This is a genomic window from Streptomyces saintjeani (assembly GCF_055409605.1).
On sequence record NZ_CP189624.1, the window covers coordinates 1,248,136 to 1,263,427 of the forward strand.

General features: G+C 71.4%; 14 protein-coding genes. 5 read left to right on the forward strand and 9 right to left on the reverse strand.

Features of this window, described 5'->3' with window-relative positions; translation table 11 throughout:
- The first annotated feature begins 16 nt into the window (after positions 1 to 16).
- A complete protein-coding gene (locus tag ACQCO7_RS05565) occupies positions 17 to 1,423 on the forward strand; it encodes a lipase maturation factor family protein (protein ID WP_464070761.1) in 1,407 nt (468 codons plus the stop codon).
- On the opposite strand, the gene ACQCO7_RS05570 is transcribed toward ACQCO7_RS05565, so the two are convergent.
- From ACQCO7_RS05570 to ACQCO7_RS05590, 5 genes are read right to left on the reverse strand one after another with little or no spacing between them, the layout of a single operon-like run.
- The gene (locus ACQCO7_RS05570) at positions 1,411 to 2,232 is read right to left on the reverse strand and encodes an amidohydrolase family protein (RefSeq protein WP_464070762.1); all 822 of its coding nucleotides are present in this window, start codon (positions 2,230 to 2,232) and stop codon (positions 1,411 to 1,413) included. The genes ACQCO7_RS05565 and ACQCO7_RS05570 overlap by 13 nt on opposite strands.
- 42 nt (positions 2,233 to 2,274) lie before the next feature.
- Positions 2,275 to 2,589: an L-rhamnose mutarotase gene (locus ACQCO7_RS05575; protein ID WP_464070763.1), complete on the reverse strand. Its 315-nt coding sequence runs from the start codon at positions 2,587 to 2,589 to the stop codon at positions 2,275 to 2,277.
- Positions 2,586 to 3,524, reverse strand: coding sequence for an aldo/keto reductase (locus tag ACQCO7_RS05580; protein WP_464070764.1), 939 nt, complete (start codon positions 3,522 to 3,524; stop codon positions 2,586 to 2,588). Before ACQCO7_RS05580 ends, ACQCO7_RS05575 begins: the two co-directional genes overlap by 4 nt.
- On the reverse strand, positions 3,521 to 4,276 hold the full coding sequence (locus ACQCO7_RS05585) for an SDR family NAD(P)-dependent oxidoreductase (protein WP_464070765.1): 756 nt from the start codon (positions 4,274 to 4,276) through the stop codon (positions 3,521 to 3,523). The genes ACQCO7_RS05580 and ACQCO7_RS05585 overlap by 4 nt, the downstream gene beginning before the upstream one ends.
- Positions 4,273 to 5,652, reverse strand: coding sequence for an L-fuconate dehydratase (locus ACQCO7_RS05590; protein ID WP_464070766.1), 1,380 nt, complete (start codon positions 5,650 to 5,652; stop codon positions 4,273 to 4,275). Before ACQCO7_RS05590 ends, ACQCO7_RS05585 begins: the two co-directional genes overlap by 4 nt.
- 118 nt (positions 5,653 to 5,770) lie before the next feature.
- Here ACQCO7_RS05590 and ACQCO7_RS05595 point away from each other — a divergent pair, with 118 nt between their 5' ends.
- The 3 genes from ACQCO7_RS05595 (at position 5,771) to ACQCO7_RS05605 (ending at position 8,555) form a co-directional block, all read left to right on the forward strand.
- Complete coding sequence (locus ACQCO7_RS05595) at positions 5,771 to 6,481, forward strand: FadR/GntR family transcriptional regulator (RefSeq protein ID WP_464070767.1); 711 nt, start codon at positions 5,771 to 5,773, stop codon at positions 6,479 to 6,481.
- A gap of 420 nt (positions 6,482 to 6,901) precedes the next feature.
- Positions 6,902 to 8,008, forward strand: a complete 1,107-nt coding sequence (locus tag ACQCO7_RS05600) for a C1 family peptidase (RefSeq protein WP_464070768.1) — start codon at positions 6,902 to 6,904, stop codon at positions 8,006 to 8,008.
- 31 nt (positions 8,009 to 8,039) lie between these two features.
- Positions 8,040 to 8,555, forward strand: a complete 516-nt coding sequence (locus tag ACQCO7_RS05605) for a hypothetical protein (protein WP_464070769.1) — start codon at positions 8,040 to 8,042, stop codon at positions 8,553 to 8,555.
- Between the two features lie 43 nt (positions 8,556 to 8,598).
- Here the strand turns inward: ACQCO7_RS05605 and ACQCO7_RS05610 are convergent, their stop codons facing one another.
- From ACQCO7_RS05610 to ACQCO7_RS05620, 3 genes are read right to left on the reverse strand one after another with little or no spacing between them, the layout of a single operon-like run.
- Complete coding sequence (locus ACQCO7_RS05610; RefSeq protein ID WP_464070770.1) at positions 8,599 to 8,910, reverse strand: protease inhibitor I42 family protein; 312 nt, start codon at positions 8,908 to 8,910, stop codon at positions 8,599 to 8,601.
- 14 nt (positions 8,911 to 8,924) lie between these two features.
- Entirely contained in the window at positions 8,925 to 10,466 is a 1,542-nt protein-coding gene (locus ACQCO7_RS05615) for an alpha-L-fucosidase (RefSeq protein WP_464070771.1), read from the reverse strand.
- Between the two features lie 9 nt (positions 10,467 to 10,475).
- Positions 10,476 to 12,311, reverse strand: a complete 1,836-nt coding sequence (locus ACQCO7_RS05620) for a family 20 glycosylhydrolase (RefSeq protein ID WP_464070772.1) — start codon at positions 12,309 to 12,311, stop codon at positions 10,476 to 10,478.
- 198 nt (positions 12,312 to 12,509) lie between these two features.
- Between ACQCO7_RS05620 and ACQCO7_RS05625 the strand changes: the two genes are divergently transcribed.
- Entirely contained in the window at positions 12,510 to 13,853 is a 1,344-nt protein-coding gene (locus ACQCO7_RS05625) for an amidase (RefSeq protein ID WP_464070773.1), read from the forward strand.
- A gap of 89 nt (positions 13,854 to 13,942) precedes the next feature.
- On the opposite strand, the gene ACQCO7_RS05630 is transcribed toward ACQCO7_RS05625, so the two are convergent.
- Positions 13,943 to 15,109: a GDSL-type esterase/lipase family protein gene (locus ACQCO7_RS05630; protein ID WP_464070774.1), complete on the reverse strand. Its 1,167-nt coding sequence runs from the start codon at positions 15,107 to 15,109 to the stop codon at positions 13,943 to 13,945.
- Positions 15,110 to 15,292 lie beyond the last annotated feature (183 nt).

Consider the following 15,292-nt stretch of genomic DNA (forward strand, 5'->3'; position numbering starts at 1 on the left):
ACCGAGAGTCACGGTCATGGACTGGTTCACCTCGGACGCCGCCTGGCTGAGCCGTCTCCTCTTCCAGCGTGCCCTCGCCGGCGTCTACCTGTTCGCGTTCCTCACCGCCGCCCTCCAGTTCCGCGCCCTGCTGGGGACCCGCGGCCTGCTCCCCATCCCCCGCTTCACCGCCCGCGTCCCGTTCCGCGCGGCCCCGAGCCTCTTCCAGCTCCACTACTCGGACCGGTACTTCGGGGCCTGCGCCTGGACGGGCTGCGCCCTGTCGGCCGCCCTGCTGGCCGGCGTGGACGCGCTGCTCCCCCTGTGGGCGGCGATGCTGCTGTGGCTGCTCCCCTGGGTCCTGTACCTCTCGATCGTGAACGTCGGCCAGACCTGGTACGGCTTTGGCTGGGAGTCCCTGCTCCTGGAGACCGGGTTCCTCGCGGTGTTCCTCGGCAACGACGACGTCGCCCCGCCCCTGCCGGTGCTGCTCCTGCTGCGCTGGCTGCTGCTGCGCGTCGAGTTCGGGGCGGGCCTGATCAAGCTGCGCGGCGACGCGTGCTGGCGGAAGCTGACGTGCCTGGACTTCCACCACGAGACCCAGCCGATGCCGGGCCCGTTGAGCTGGTTCTTCCACCACCTCCCGCGCCCGGTCCACCGCGTGGAGGCGGCGGCGAATCATGTCACCCAACTCGCCGTCCCGTTCCTCCTGTTCACGCCGCAGCCGGTGGCGACGGCGGCGGCCTCGCTGATGGTCCTGACGCAGCTCTGGCTGGTCCTGTCGGGCAACTTCGCCTGGCTGAACTGGCTGACGATCACCCTGGCCCTGTCGGTGACCGAACTCCCCTCGGAGCACCGGACGTTCGATGATCCGCCCCTCTGGTACGAGGCCCTGGTGCTGACCGTCGCCGCCCTGCTCCTGTTCCTGAGCCGCCACCCCGTCCGCAACATGCTCTCCCGCCGCCAGGTCATGAACCGCTCCTTCGACCCCCTGCACCTGGTCAACTCCTACGGCGCCTTCGGCAGCGTCAGCCGCACCCGGTACGAGGTGGTGATCGAGGGCACGCTCGACGAGGTCCCCCACGAGCGACAGGGCTGGCGGGAGTACGAGTTCAAGGGCAAGCCGGGCCGACCCGGCCGCTGGCCCCGCCAGTTCGCCCCCTACCACCTGCGGCTGGACTGGATGCTGTGGTTCGTCGGCCTGTCCCCGGCGTACGCGGGCACCTGGTTCACGACCCTGGTCGAACGCCTCCTGGAAGGCGACCCGGCGACACTGAAGCTCTTGCGCCGGGCCCCCTTCGACCGGCCGCCGCGCCATGTCCGCGCCCGCCTCTTCCGCTACCGCTACACGGACTGGGGGGAGTTGAGGCGGACGCGGGCCTGCTGGCACCGCACCTACGTCCGCGAGTTCCTCCCGCCGACCCGCCTGGATCAGAGGCCGTAGACCCGGAAGGCGTTCTCCTCGAAGATCGCGTCCCGGTCCCCGGGGTCGGTCAGCTCCTCGGCCACCGCGAGGACCTGCGCATAGCTCGCGACCTCCGTGCACACGGGCCAGTCCGACCCGAACATCAACCGGTCGACGCCGAAGGACTCCAGCGCGATATCGACGTACGGCCGCAGATCGGCGGCCTGCCATCCCGCGCCGGCCTCGGTGACCAGCCCGGAGAGCTTGCCGACCGTGTTGGGGTGGTGGCCGAAGGCGCGGATGTCGCACTCCCAGGTGCCCCGGACGCCGGAGGCCACGGCGGGTTTGCCGAGGTGGTCGAGGACGAAGACCAGGTCCTCGTGCTCGCCGACGGCCCTGACGCAGGAGGGGAGTTGGTGCGGGAGAACCACCAGGTCGTAGACGAGCCCGGCCTCGGCGACCGCGCGCAGACCGCGCCGGACGTCGGGACGCTGGAGCCACCCCGGGTCGGACTCGCCCTGGACCTGGTGCCGGATGCCCTTCAGGTAGGCCCCGCCCGGCAGTTCACGCAGCCGCGCCAGTTCCTCGGCGATGCCGGGGTGGGTGAGGTCGGTCCAGCCGACGACGCCCGCGACGAGGTCGTGCGCGTCGGCCAGGGCGAGGAACTCGGGGGTCTCCTCGGCGACGGTGACCGTCTGGACGAGCACCGTCCGGTCGACCTCCGCCGCCCGCGCCTCGGGGGCGAGGTCGGCGAGGGTGAAGTCCCTTCTCAGGGGGCTGTGTTCAGGGATCCAGTCCTGGTCACGCACCGAGAGGTCCCACACGTGGTGGTGGGCGTCGACGATCACAGCGCCTCCAGATCGACGGTCACGACACCTCCAGGCCGATGCTCACGGCAGCTCCCAGACGACCGGCAGCCCCGCGTCCGCCCCCTCGTCCGAGTAGTCGTGGACGACGTCGAGCAGCTCCGCCATCCGCGCCTGCCACGCCACGTTGACCGGCAGCTTCTCCAGCTCGGCGAGCAGGCGCCCGTAGTCCTCGCACTCCAGGACGTGGAAGAGGTCGGTGCCACTGCGCCAGATCGTCCAGGAGCCGGCCCCGGCGGCACGGATGGCGTCCGTGAGTTCGACGGGAACCTCCCGGTGCGCGGCCTCGTACTCCGCGACCCGGTCGGCACGGACCGTGGTGTGCAGGGCGATCCTCACAGCCCGATCTCCTTCCAGAAGGCGTCCGGCACCGAGGCCGCGAACTGCTCGGCCCCGTCGACGGCTTCGGCCGCCGAGCGCGCGCCGACGAGCACGCTCGCGACAGCCGGATGCGCGGCGCAGAACGCGAGCGCGGCGGCCCGCAGGGTGATCCCGTGCCGGTCGGCGACCGCCTTGAGGCGCAGCGCCTCGTCCAGCAACTCCTGGGGCGCGGCGGTGTAGTTGTAGGTGGCGCCGGGCTTCGGGTCCGCCAGCAGACCGGAGTTGAAGGCGCCGCCGATCACCACCGACACGCCCCGCTCCTCGGCGGCCGGCAGGAGGTCGGTGAGGGCGCTGCGGTCGAGGAGTGTGTAACGCCCCGCGCACAGGACGACGTCGACGTCCGTCTCCCGGACGAACCGCGTGAGCATCGCCGTCTGGTTCATCCCGGCGCCGATCGCTCCCACGACCCCCTCGGAGCGGAGCTTCTCCAGCGCCGGGTACCCCTCGTGGAACGCCTGGTCGGCGTGGTCGTCGGGGTCGTGGAGGTAGACGACGTCCACGTGGTCGAGGCCGAGGCGTTCGAGGCTGGACTCCAGGGAGCGGCGTACGCCGTCGGCGCTGAAGTCCCAGACGCGGCGGTGGGAGCCTGGGACCGCGAAGCCGTCGGCGAGGTCGTCGCCGGTTTCCTCGGCGGGCTCCAGGAGGCGGCCGACCTTCGTCGAGACCGTGAACTCGGCGCGCGGGCGGTCGCGCAGGGCGAGGCCGAGGCGCCGTTCCGAGAGTCCGAGGCCGTAGTGGGGGGCCGTGTCGAAGTAGCGGATTCCCTTGTCCCAGGCGGCGGTCACCGCTTCGGTGGCCTGGTCGTCGGTGATCGGTGTGAAGAGGTTGCCGATGCCGGCGGCGCCGAAGCCGAGTGCGGTGACGTCGACGCCGGTCCGGCCCAGACGGCTCACTGCCGCACCGGCCGCAGCCGCAGCCCCTGCATCCCGCCGTCCACCGCGAGGGACGTGCCGGTCGTCGCGCCCGCGAGCGGGCTCGCCAAGTAGGCGATGGCGGCGGCGACTTCGGCCGCGCTGACCAGACGCCCGGACGGCTGGCGGGCCTCCAGCGCGGCGCGTTCGGCGGCCGGGTCGTCGGCGGCGTCGAGGAGGCGGCCGACCCAAGGGGTGTCCGCCGTACCGGGGTTGACGCAGTTGACGCGGATGCCCTCGCGGAGGTGGTCGGCGGCCATCGAGAGGGTGAGCGACAGCACCGCGCCCTTCGTGGCGCCGTACAGGGCCCGTTGGGGCAGTCCGGCGGTCGCGGCGATCGAGCAGGTGTTGACGATCGCCGCGTGGGCGGAGGCGCGCAGGTGCGGGAGGGCGGCGCGGGTCACGCGGACCATGCCGACGACGTTGACGTCCCAGACGCGGTGCCATTCGGTGTCGTCGTTGTCCTCGACGGTGCCCTGGGCGCCGATGCCCGCGTTGTTGACGAGGATGTCGAGGCCGCCGAGGTCGGTGACGGCGGCCTCTATCGCCGCGCGTACGGAGGCGTCGTCGCTGACGTCGGCCTGGTGGCCGAGCAGGGGTTTGTCGACGCCGGACGGGTCGAGGTCGAGCACGGCGACGCGTGCGCCGCGCTCCGCCAGCAGGTCGGCGGTGGCCCGGCCGATGCCGGAGGCGCCGCCCGTGACCAGCGCCGTGAGCCCCTCGAAGTCGTTCATGCCGCCTCGTTCTCCTTCAGGTCCGCGAGCCAGAAGGCACCGTCCGGGAACCGGTAGCGCGCGAGCGACTCCGGCCGCATGGCGGCGGAGAAGCCGGGCGTGGTCGGTGCCATGTAGTGACCTTCCCTGATGACCACCGGATCAAGGAAGTGGGCATGCAAATGATCCACATACTCGATGACCCGGTCGTCGGTCGTCCCCGACAGCGCGACGAAGTCGAACATCGAGAGGTGCTGGACGAGTTCGCACAGGCCGACGCCGCCCGCGTGCGGGCAGACGGGGACGCCGAACTTGGCCGCGAGCAGCAGGATCGCGAGGTTCTCGTTGACCCCGCCGACGCGGGCCGCATCCAGCTGGAGGACGTCGAGGGAGCCGGCCTGGAGGAGCTGCTTGAAGACGATCCGGTTCTGGACGTGCTCGCCGGTGGCGACCTTCACGGGCGCGACGCCGCGCCGTACGGCCGCGTGGCCGAGGATGTCGTCGGGGCTGGTCGGCTCCTCGATCCAGTACGGGTCGAAGGGGGCGAGCGCGTTCGTCCAGCGGATCGCCTCCTCGACATCCCAGCGCTGGTTGGCGTCGACGGCGATCCGGATGCCGGGGCCGACCACGTCGCGGGCGACCCGGCAGCGGCGTACGTCGTCGTCGAGGTCGGCGCCGACCTTCAGCTTGATCTGCGTGAACCCGTCCGCGACGGCCTCGGCGGCGAGCCGCGCGAGCTTCTCGTCGCCGTACCCGAGCCATCCTGCTGATGTCGTGTACGCGGGATAGCCGCGCTCCAGCAGCCGCGTACGGCGCTCCTCGGCGCCCTCCTTGCCCCGGCGCAGCAGGCCGAGGGCCTCGGCGGGGGTGAGGGCGTCGGTGAGGTAGCGGAAGTCGATCTGGGCGACGAGCCACTCGGGGTCGGCGTCGGCGAGGAGCTGCCACAGGGGCTTGTCCGCGCGTTTGGCGGCGAGGTCCCAGACGGCGTTGACGACCGCGCCGATCGCCATGTGCATCACGCCCTTCTCCGGTCCCAGCCAGCGGAGCTGGCTGTCGCCGATCAGGGCGCGGCTGACGCTTCCGGGGTCCGCGCAGACCTCGGCGACGTCCCGGCCGACGACGTGCGCGCGCAGGGCGTCGATCGCGGCGACCTGGACCTCGTTGCCCCGGCCGATGGTGAACGTGAAGCCGTGTCCCTCGTGGCCGTCCCCGGCGTCCGTGCGCAGGACGACGTACGCGGCTGAGTAGTCCGGGTCCGGGTTCATCGCGTCGGAGCCGTCCAGCTCCCGCGAGGTGGGGAAGCGGATGTCATGGGTGTCGACGGCGGTGATGCGTGGGCTCACGGGACCCCTTTCGGGCGGGGTGGGCGCGGTGCGCCGGATGCAGTGACCCCGCATATTTATCAGACCAATTTCCCTCTCGAACACCCCCTGAAGCGGTTCAGTAGGATTTTTTCACAGAGTGGTCCGACCACTTCGGTCGCTAGACTCCCCGCACGGCTTCAGGAGGACGACGGTGGACGAGAGCACGGGGACCGCCCCGCGGCAGGGCACGGTGACGCAGCGCGCCATCGAGCGGATCAAGGCGATGATCGCGGAGGGGCTCCTGGAGCCGGGTCAGCGGCTGCCGACCGAGCGGGACCTCGCCGCGCAGCTCGGGATGTCCCGCAGCTCGATGCGGGAGGCGATCCGGGCGCTCACCGTCCTCGGGGTGCTGGAGGCGCGGCACGGGTCCGGGATCTACGTCACCGCGCTGGACGCCGGGGACCTGCTGGAGACGTTCGGTGTCGTCGCGGACCTCTCGCGGGGGGCGCGTCTCGTGGAACTCCTCGAAGTGCGGCGGGTGTTGGAGTCGACGGCGACGGCCCTTGCGGCGGCGCGCATCAGTGACGCCCAACTCGCCGAGGTCGAGGAGCACTTGGCGGCGATGAACGCGACCGACGACCCCGAGGTGATCCTCGCGCACGACCTCGCCTTCCACCGGACGATCGCGGTCGCCGCCGGGAACGAGACGATGGCCGCGATCCTGGAGGGCCTGTCCTCGCGCACGTTCCGCGCCCGCGTCTGGCGCGGCTACGAGGAGGAGGGCGCCTTCGACCGCACCCGGCGTGAACACGCCGCGATCCACCGGGCGTTGAGGGCGCGGGACCCGGAGGCGGCGCGGGCGGCTGCCGCCGCGCACGTGGGTGAGGTGGAGGAGTGGCTGCGGGCGCAGCTGGGGGCCTGAGGAAACGGCCCCGGGGGACGGGGATTTGGCAGGCCGGTTTCCGAAAGCGGTTGCCGTGAACGAGAGAGGGCGTTCCGTAACGCCCGTCCCGGTGTGCCCCCTTTTTCAGCCTCAGCCTTCCGTCGTATTCCCGCACCCCCGGTTCTCTGCTTAGCTGCGTCTTGACAGCCGACGGCGACCCGAAGGGCGCCGTACAGACTTCAGGGGCTGTCATCGCATTCGGGGGTTCGGCTGTGCAAGCCATCGCGAGAACGCACAGACACTGACGCGGAATCGAACCGCGAGTCATAGCTCTGTCGAGGCGCACGTGCCCGCCTCTCTCCTTCCGGCACGACATCCTGACGAACCGTCACCGAGGCGGCTCCACACGCCGCTTCGCGCTGCCCGGTTCGCGTTCCGCAGCAGCAAGGAGGCTCCACCATGCCTGTCAACGACCCGCTCGACCTCGGCCACCTCCGGTCGGTGCTCGACGAGGCGGGCAACCCCTGGCGCATGGCCGCCACCAGCATGACCTCCCTCACCGAGGAAGAGCGCGTGATCCGCCTCGGTGTTCCCGTCGAGGAGCACGAGGTCGCCGAGGCCGAGAGCGCCCGGCGGAGCGACCGCGCCGCCGCCCTCGCCGCGACCGGCGACTCGGTCGGCGCGCCCAGCGCCTTCGACCTGCGCAACATCGGCGGCGCGAACTACACGACGCCGGTGAAGGACCAGGGCGGATGCGGTTCCTGTGTGGCCTTCGGGTCCGTCGGGACGCTGGAGCACGTCACCCGGTACACGAACCGCACACCGAACCTCGCCGTCGACCTCTCCGAGGCGCAGGCGTACTACTGCTACGGCCGTGCGGCGGGCGCGACCTGCGCCTCCGGCTGGCTGCCGGAGCCCCTCGCCGACAAGGCGCGCGACTCGGGCGTCACGATCGACGCGTACTTCCCGTACACGGCCGCCGACCAGGACTGCTCGAAGCTCAACGCGGACTGGCCGAACCGGCTGGTCAAGGCGCGTTCCTGGCAGCAGGCGAACAACCCTGGGACGATGAAGGAGCTGATCTCGACCTACGGTTCGGTGGTCGCCTGCTTCTACGTCTACCAGGACTTCTTCTCCTACGCGGGCGGCGTCTACCGCCACAAGACCGGCACCCTGGCCGGCGGCCACTGCGTCACTCTCGTCGGCTACGACGACGCCCAGCAGTGCTGGATCGCCAAGAACAGCTGGGGCCCCGGCTGGGGCGAGCAGGGCTTCTTCCGCATCGGGTACGGCGAGTGCTCGATCGAGTCCTGGCACACCCTCGGCTTCCTCGGCACCGTCATCCGCGACTGGCTGCCCGACCAGCGCATCCTCGCGCTGTGGAGCAACGAGGCCGACGCGAACGTGTGGGCGTACGGCGAACTGCGCGGCTGGCTCAGCCTCAACGGCGCGGTGGGCGCCACCGACGCCGCGATGCTCGCGGAACTCGCCGCGTCCAAGGCGAACGGCGCGAAGGTCGGCCTCTACGAGGACAGCGGCACCGTCCAGCAGATCTACGCCTGGTGAGCCGGGCGCGACAGGAAACGGAGGGACGACGATGAGCCCGCAGCGACAGGACACGCAGGCCGCGCCGAAGCAGCAGCCCGCGACCCAGGAGGTCCGCTCCTCGGCCGCCCAGGACGAGGCCGGCCGGCCCGCCCTGCTCCCGCCCGGCGTCGACGTCGGCCAGGCCGGCGGCGCGTCCGCCGGGTCCGGCAAGCCCGCCGGGGACGCCATGATCCAGCGGTTCGAGCAGACCGCCGCCGGTGAGGCACGGCCCACGGTCACGCCCGAACTCCACGGCGACCTGCGGGCGTTCACGGCGGCGCAGGCCGCGACCGCGGTCACCGGGACCTGGACGCAGAACGTCGTCGTCGACGGCCTGTGGTCCATCAACCAGACCCGCAACGCCTACTTCCACGTCAAGGGCGGTGGCTGGAAGAAGGTCTTCAACACCACGGACTGGGCGTTCACGGCCCTGACCACCCTGGCGTCCCAGGCCCGCCAGACCAACCACGCGATCTCGTTCCGCGAGGAGTCGGACGGGATGGTGCACGAGATCTACCTCTGGTAGCGGGCCCCCGGCAGAGGAGAAGAGGAGGAGAGCCGGCCGTACGTCAGACCACGGTGACCCGTAGCGCGTACTCCCCCGCGTTCTCCCCCTCCGCCTCCCACGACCGCCGGTACACCAGCTCCAGCCGCCCCTCCCCCGCCTTCTCGGCGCGCAGCCGCAGGACGCGGGTACCCCCGGCCCCGACCAGCCCGGTCGGGGCCGGGGTGTGGTCGTCCCCGGTCACCTCAAGGCCCTCGACGCCGGTGATCTCCCAGAGGTAGCCGGTCGACGGGTTCTCGGGCAGTTCCACGACGATGTCGTCACCGGCCCGCACCTGTACGAGGGAGTCCCGCGCCGACACCCGCACCTCACCCATGGGACCTCCCCAGCTCAGACCGCCGACCGGTACAACCGGAACTCCGCGACCCGCACCGACGCGACCCGCGCCCCCGTCACGCGGACCCGCCACTGCCAGGCCCGCACCGGCGCGGACAGCCGCAGGACACGGCTCGCCCCCATCGTCCCCGCTCGCACGACCTGCGTCCACACGCCCCCGCGCAGCGCCTCCACGACGAACGCCTCGACCTGCTGCCCCTCGCGGATGTCCTCGGCGAGCCTGATCCGGTCGACGTCGGTGTCGGCGGGGAGTGAGACGGTGACCTGGTTCGGCGCGGACGTCGTACGGCCGTCCAGGGCCAGGTCGTACGGGAGTTCACGGTCGATCCGCTCGCGGAACTCGCGCAGCCGGGTGACGTCGGAGGCGTGGAGCAGCCCCTCCGTGTCCGGCGGGACGTTGAGGAGCAGGACCGCTCCCCGGCCCACCGAACCGAACCAGATCTCCGTCAGGTCGGCGACGGACTTGGGCTGTTGGTCCGCGTGGTAGAACCAGCCGTCCCGGATCGACACGTCGCACTCGGCGGGCCACCACTGGAGGAAGCCGGTGTTCGGGCGGGCCCGCACCAGCGCGGTCCGGCTGCCCTGGTCGGCGGTGTCGTAGGAGAGGGCCCAGTCGGTGCGGCCGTACTGGTTCTCCTTGACCGGGACGACGTTCCACTCGTTCTCGCGGGCGAGCCCGGACTCGTTGCCGACCCAGCGGACGTCGGGGCCGGTGACGGCGATCGTCGCATCCGGGGCGAGGTCGCGAACCAGGGTGTACCAGCTGTCCCAGTCGTAGCTCTCGACCTTGTCGGGCGGGATGCGCCCCTGCGCGCCGTCGAACCAGACCTCGTCGACGGGGCCGTACTCGGTGAGCACTTCGTACAGGGTGTTGAGCATGTGGGCGCCGTAGTCGGTGGCGGCGAGCGTCCAGAAACGGCCGGGGGTGCGGTCGTCCCCGGCCGTGAGGGTCGGGATCGTGCGCGCGGTGCGGGCACTGCCGTTGGCGTAGACGCCGTGGAGGTACTGGTTCTCGTCGGCGGGCGAGAGGTAGACGCCGACCTTGAGGCCGTAGCGGCGCATGGAGTCGGCGAAGGAGCGCAGGACGTCGCCCCGGCCGCCCTGCCAACTGCTGGATGCCACCGAGTGGTTGGTGTAGCGGGACGGGTAGAGGACGAAGCCGTCGTGGTGTTTGACGGTGAGGATGGCCAGCTTGAAGCCGCCGTCCCTGAGCGCTCTGGCCCACTGGTCGGTGTCGAGGCGGGTGGGCTGGAAGACCTCCGGGTCCTCGTCCCCCGTCCCCCACTCCAGGCCGGTGAACGTGTTCACCCCGAAGTGCAGGAACGCGGTCCGCTCCAGGCTCTGCCAGGCGATCTGCCGTGCGGTGGGCCGGAGTTGGGACGCCTTGCGGACGAGGTCGGCCTCGGTGTCGGTGGGCAGGACGGGGATGCGGGAGAGGTCGGCGAGGCGGGGTGGCGCGGCGTTCGCTCCCGACGGCACCCCCGCCGCCACGACCGCGACGGCCGACGCGACGAACACGCGACGTGAGACAGGCATCGGCTCTCCTCAGCTCAACTGCCATACGGTGGGCGGCTGTTGGTCCGGCGGGTACTGCGCGAGGCGCCCGTCGGACGTCGCGCTGACCGTCATCCGGGTGATCGCGTTGACCAGCAGGTAACCGCCAGGGACGGGCTGAAGTTCCCAGCGCTGCACGGTACTTGTGGCATCGCAGGCCGCGCGGCTCGCGACAACTCCGGGCTGGAGCGGGGTGTTGAGGGTGAGCCTGCCGCCCCGGATGTCGAGGCAGCCGTCCGAGGCGCGGAGGGTGACGTATCCGTCGGCGGTGCGTGCCAGGTCGTACGTCCCGTACGAGCGTCCGCCCGCGCCCAGCGTGTAGCGGCCGTTCGCGACCGGTACGCGTGTGAGGTCCCGCCGGCCGGGCGCACGCCCAACGGCCGTGCCGCGTGCGGTGAACTGGGCGTACGTGGCGTCGGGGTGGGGGTCGCCCCACGTGGCCTGCGCAAGGTGGCGCAGTGCGGGCCAGAGGCCGGTGGCGACCTCGTTCTCCGTCTCGCCGCGTCCGTTGTCGGGCCAGAGGCTGATCTTCGCGCCGACGATGCCGTCGCTCGACGCGACCTTCTCGCCCTCGAAGCTGCGCGGGTCCCAGCTCTGGTCGTAGAGAGCGGCGGTGTCGGAGTGGAAGCCGCCCCGGATCAGGTAGAGGGCGTAGGCGGCGTTCAGCAACGGGTAGCCCTGCGCGATGAGCCGGCTCGGTTTCACGGCGACGTTCAGCCAGTGCTCGACCGTTGTGCCGGGGGCGACCGGGATCGTGTTCGCGCCGGTGAGGCCGTCGTTCCAGATGCGGAGCCGCTTGCCCTTGGTGGCGGCGTACGCCTGGACGCGGTTCACGAAGTCGACGAAGGCGTCCTGGGGCGTGGCGTTCGCGCCGTACTTCTGGCGGGCGTAGGCCAGGATCTGCGGGTACCTGGCGAAGTCGGAGCCGAGCATGTACTCGTCGGCGCCCATGTGCCAGGCGCGGGCGGGGAAGATCTCGGCGTACTCGTCGATCAGGCTCGTGTAGTAGGTGAACGCCGCCTGCTGGGTGACGTCGAGGCGGCTGGGCTGCTTCACGCCGCTGGAGTCGGTGAGCTGGAGGTCGGGGCGGTTCTCGATCCAAGGGTCCATGTGGCCCGGGGAGTTGATCTCCGGGATGATCTCGACGTGGTAGCGCTCGCCTAGGGCGACCAGGCGCCGGATCTCGTCCTTGGAGTAGTAGCCCCAGGTGTTGGCCTCGGGGTGGGCGTCGCTCTTCACCTTGATTTCCAGGAGGAGTTGGTTGAGCTTCTGGTAGCTCATCTCCCGGACGAGGTTCTCCAGCCAGGGCAGGGAGATGTGGATGTAGCAGGCGCAGACGCCGACCCCGCGCTCCGGGTAGCGGGGCGTGTCGACGGTCCGGCCGCCGGGCAACCGGTCGCCCTGCGCGAGGAGTTGGAGGACCGTGCGGGTGCCGTGGAAGGCGCCGGTCTCGGTGGCGCCGGTCACCGCGAGGGTCTCGCCGGAGCGCAGCTCGTACCCCTCGGCGCCGAGGGCCGTACGGGCCGGGTCGACGTCGACGACGACGTCCCCGGCGTGCGCGGTGCCGTCGACGACCGGGACGGTGCCGTGTCCGGCGTCGCGCAGGTCGTCGGCGAGGACGGTGGCGACGCGGCGTTCGGCCGGGGTGCCGGCGATCAGGCGGGTGGCGGCGGTGTAGGTGTAACTCCCGGGCTCCGGCGTCCAGTCGGTGAGCGCGGGCACGGTGAGCGGCGGCTGTTCGGCGGTCGACGCCGTCGCCGGGAGCGGCGCCGCGAAGAGGAGGAGGGCCGCGGTCACGGCACCAAGGATCTGACGACAAGCCCGCATACAAGGCCCCCAGGTCATCGGATGTATCGAATGGTCGGGCCGCGGGAGTTGGCTGTCAATGGGGCACGAGGTGGCCGATTGATCGGATGGGACGTGAGCTGCTCCGGAGGCGGTCCCGAGCCGGTTCCGGGAAGATCTCGACGTGCACGCAGCACGGGAGGCAGAGTTCTCCCACACCCCGCATCCCGAGGAGCGCCCGTGACCAGTTGGGTCGGCCGGACCGCCGCAGAGATCGCCGCCGCCGTCCGTGAGAAGCGGGCCACCCCGCGCGAGGTCGTCGCCGAGCACCTCGCCCGGATCGAGCGGCTCGACGGGGCGGTGGGGGCGTTCCGGCTCGTCCGCAAGGAGGCCGCGCTCGCCGAGGCGCATGAGCTTGCGGCGCGCGGGGACCTGTCCGAACTGCCGCTTGCCGGAGTGCCGTTGGCCGTCAAGGACAACCTCGCCGTGCGGGGTGAGTCGATGCGGGTCGGGTCTGCCGCCACGCCCGATACGCCGTCCGCCGAGGACCATGTCACCGTCGCCCGGCTGCGGGCCGCCGGGGCCGTCGTGGTGGGGCTCACCAACGTGCCCGAGCTGTGTGTCTTCGGTACGACCGAGGGGGTGCACGGGATCTCCCGCAACCCCTGGGATCTCTCCCGCACCGCCGGTGGGTCCTCCGGGGGGAGCGCCGCCGCCGTTGCCGCCGGGATGGTGCCCATCGCCCTCGGCAACGACGGCATGGGGTCTCTGCGGATTCCGGCCGCGAACTGCGGGCTCGTCACCATCAAGCCCGGACACGGGCTCGTTCCGGCGGGTATCGGGGACGGTGACTGGTTCGGGCTCTCCGAGAACGGGCCCCTTGCCACGACGGTCGGCGATGCCCGGCTGGTGCTGTCCGTCCTCGCCGATGAGGAGGTCGCCCGGCCCGGGTCTCCCGGGTTTCTGCGGGTTGCCGTGTCCGTGCGGAGTCCTGTCGCCGGTACGCCGGTCAGTGAGCCGTACGTTGTCGCCGCGCGGGAGGCGGCTCGGGTGCTGAGCGGTGCCGGGCACCGGGTACGGCGTGCCGATCCGCCGTATCCCGTGTCGTTGGCTACGACCTCCTTGGCTTACTGGACCGCCGGGACCGCTGTCGATGCGCAGCCGCTCGATCCTCGGTCGCTGGTTCGGCGGACCCGGGTTCATGCGGCTGTGGGGCGGCGGTTTCTGGGGTCCGTTCGTAAGGGGGTGGCTCGGGAGGCGTTGCGGGGGCGGTTCGAGCCGTTCTTCGCCGAGTACGACGTGTTGGTGACTCCCGCGCTGGCTCGGCGCGCGCCCAAGTCGGTGGCCTGGCACGAGCGGGGGTGGGTACGGAATCTCCTCGTCAACTCCAGCTACTCGCCGTTCACGCCGGCCTGGAATCTGACGGGGTGGCCTGCGATGGCTGTGCCGCTGGGGACGCATCCCTCCGGGGTGCCGACCGGGGTTCAGCTGGTCGGCAAGCCGGGGAGTGAGGGGCAACTGTTGCGGCTGGCGGAGCAGTTGGAGGAGCTGAGGCCGTGGCCTCGGACTGCGCCCATGGAATAGGGGGGTGCTGTGGTGTGGCGGGTGCGGGTTTGCTGTGGCTGGTCGCGCCCACGCGGCGGTAGCCGCAGATCAAACACAGCCCCGCGCCCCTAGAGGGCGAGAATGTCGCCCTTCTTTTCTAGAACTCGTTCTGCGAAGCGCTCGCCCATCCTTTGGTGCGTCTCCGTGTCCGGGTGCAGGTCGTCCGGCAGAGGAAGGTCCTTGTCGTCCGGGCCGTACAGCTCCCTGCCGTCCAAGTACGCCAACTTGTCGTCCTCCTCCGCCCGTTCGCCCACGATCCGCTCCAGTGCCTCCCGCATCGTCACCAGCGTCAGGCGGCCCCTCGCCGCCTCCTCCGGGTCTCCCGTTGCCAGGAACTTCAGCCTGCCCTCCGCGAACGCCTTCGTGTCCAGGGCTCCCGGACCCGGCGTCGTTTCGTGGATGGGGCAGTGGATCGGGGAGATGACCAGGAGCGGCGTGTCGGGGTGGCCGTCTCTGATCGTGTCCAGGAAGCCGTGGACCGCTGGGCCGAAGGCTCGCATGCGCATCGCGTCCGCGTTCGCGATGTTGATGCCGATCTTCAGGGTGATGAGGTCGGCGGGGGTGTCCCGGATCGCCCGGGCCGTGAACTGGTCCAGCATCGCGCTGCCGCCGAAGCCGAGGTTGAGGAGGTCGATGTCGCCGAGGCGGGCCGCCACTGCGGGCCAGATCGCCGTGGGGCTCGCCGCGTCCGTGCCGTGGCTGATCGAGCTGCCGTGGTGGAGCCAGAGTCTGCGGGTGGAGGGGGCGGCGGGCTCGACGGGCGCGTTCGTACGCAGGGTGCGGAGTTCGGTCTTCTGGGCGTACGGGAGCCAGATCTCGATGTTCTTGGGGCGGTCGGGGAGGTCCGTGAAGCGGACGGTTCCGGGTGGGCCCTCGGTGAACTCCGTGGTGCCGGTGACCATGTCGACCGTGAGCGTGTGGCCGCCGGTCGCGGTGGCCTGGGCCGTCAACTCGCCGTCCACGACGACGTCGTAGCGCGCGGGCGGGCGGGGCGGCGCGGCGGCGTACACCCGGTTCGTGGGGACGACCTCCAGTTCGACCTCGGTCGCGCTCGTGCGGAACACGACGCGTACGCCGGAGGGCTGGACCTCGACGGCCGCGAGCTGCGGGTCGGTGTTCTGGGCGCGGGCCCGGGGCGGCAGACGGTGCGGGATCAGGCCGCCGCCCGGGGTGGGTTCCAGATCGAGGGCGCCGCGTATCAGGTCGGCGGTGACGGGGGTTTCGTACTGCGGCACGGTCAACCTTCTTCGCTGGTGGGGTAGTTGGGGTGGACCGGGCGGCGCGGTCGGTCGCTGCTGCCGGTCGGTCGGCCGTATCGGCACAGCCGCACGGTCGGTCGCCGCTGCCGGCCAGCCGTGTCGGCACAGCTGTGCGGTCGGTCGCCGCAGCCGGTCGGTCGGCCGTACCGGCACAGCCGC

Coding starts and splice junctions, on each gene's coding strand:
- ACQCO7_RS05610 (WP_464070770.1), bottom strand. CDS start 8,910: ATGGGTGAGGTGCGGGTGTCGGCGCGGGACTCCCTCGTACAGGTGCGG.
- ACQCO7_RS05565 (WP_464070761.1), top strand. CDS start 17: ATGGACTGGTTCACCTCGGACGCCGCCTGGCTGAGCCGTCTCCTCTTC.
- ACQCO7_RS05605 (WP_464070769.1), top strand. CDS start 8,040: ATGAGCCCGCAGCGACAGGACACGCAGGCCGCGCCGAAGCAGCAGCCC.
- ACQCO7_RS05600 (WP_464070768.1), top strand. CDS start 6,902: ATGCCTGTCAACGACCCGCTCGACCTCGGCCACCTCCGGTCGGTGCTC.
- ACQCO7_RS05615 (WP_464070771.1), bottom strand. CDS start 10,466: ATGCCTGTCTCACGTCGCGTGTTCGTCGCGTCGGCCGTCGCGGTCGTG.
- ACQCO7_RS05590 (WP_464070766.1), bottom strand. CDS start 5,652: ATGCGGGGTCACTGCATCCGGCGCACCGCGCCCACCCCGCCCGAAAGG.
- ACQCO7_RS05620 (WP_464070772.1), bottom strand. CDS start 12,311: ATGCGGGCTTGTCGTCAGATCCTTGGTGCCGTGACCGCGGCCCTCCTC.
- ACQCO7_RS05585 (WP_464070765.1), bottom strand. CDS start 4,276: ATGAACGACTTCGAGGGGCTCACGGCGCTGGTCACGGGCGGCGCCTCC.